The following is a 686-nucleotide window of genomic DNA, read 5'->3' as shown; positions in this document are numbered from 1 at the left end:
CGCAGAACACTGATGCGATCAACGTCAGCCAGCTGAATTCGCTCTCGACGGCAACCTCTACCGGCGTGGCTTCGCTGTCGACCGGCCTGAGCTCGACCAACAGCAGCGTCAATTCGCTCTCAACGTCGACTTCGAGCGGCTTGTCTAGCAACACCAGCAGCATCAATTCGCTGTCAACCGGTTTGTCGAGCAATACCTCGAACGTCAATTCGCTGTCGACCGGCCTCTCGACCACGACCAGTAGCGTGACCTCCTTGTCGAGTTCTTCCTCGACCGGCATTGCCTCGCTGTCGACTGGCATTTCATCGTTGTCGACCGGCTTGAGCCAGGTGAGCTCGCTTTCTTCTGGCCTGAGCAACATCACCAACGGCGCCAATTCGCTCTCGACCACCCTGACATCGCTGGTGGATGCCTCTAAGAACGCCACGGCCAACGGCGGCACGCTGGGCGGCACCACCATCGGCGGCTCCAACGGCAACGGTACGGTGCAGACTCGCGGCACCAGCGGTACCGCGATCAACAGCGTGACGGCGGCAACCTGCACCAGCGTCAACGGCGTCGATGCCACCGGTTCCGGCCTGTGCGCGCAAGCAACCAAGGATGGCGCAACGGCGATCGGTTCGAATGCGCAGGCGACCGATACTAACACCACGGCAGTGGGCTTCCGGGCACTGGCTTCGCAGGCC

General features: G+C 62.0%; 1 protein-coding gene and 1 pseudogene. One reads left to right on the top strand and one right to left on the bottom strand.

Annotation, left to right across the window (positions count from 1 at the left end; all coding sequences use genetic code 11):
- The coding region (locus tag FH08_RS53680) for a hypothetical protein (RefSeq protein ID WP_235210587.1) at positions 1-301 on the bottom strand (301 nt) is incomplete at its 3' end.
- 28 nt (positions 302-329) lie between these two features.
- Here FH08_RS53680 and FH08_RS53675 point away from each other — a divergent pair.
- Positions 330-686, top strand: a pseudogene (locus FH08_RS53675) (hypothetical protein); the annotation flags it as partial.

Origin of the sequence: Caballeronia sordidicola, from assembly GCF_000729995.1 — a bacterium.
GTDB lineage: Bacteria > Pseudomonadota > Gammaproteobacteria > Burkholderiales > Burkholderiaceae > Caballeronia > Caballeronia sordidicola_A.
The sequence above is the reverse complement of the archived record's forward strand: the minus strand, read 5'-3'. Positions and strand labels throughout refer to the sequence as shown.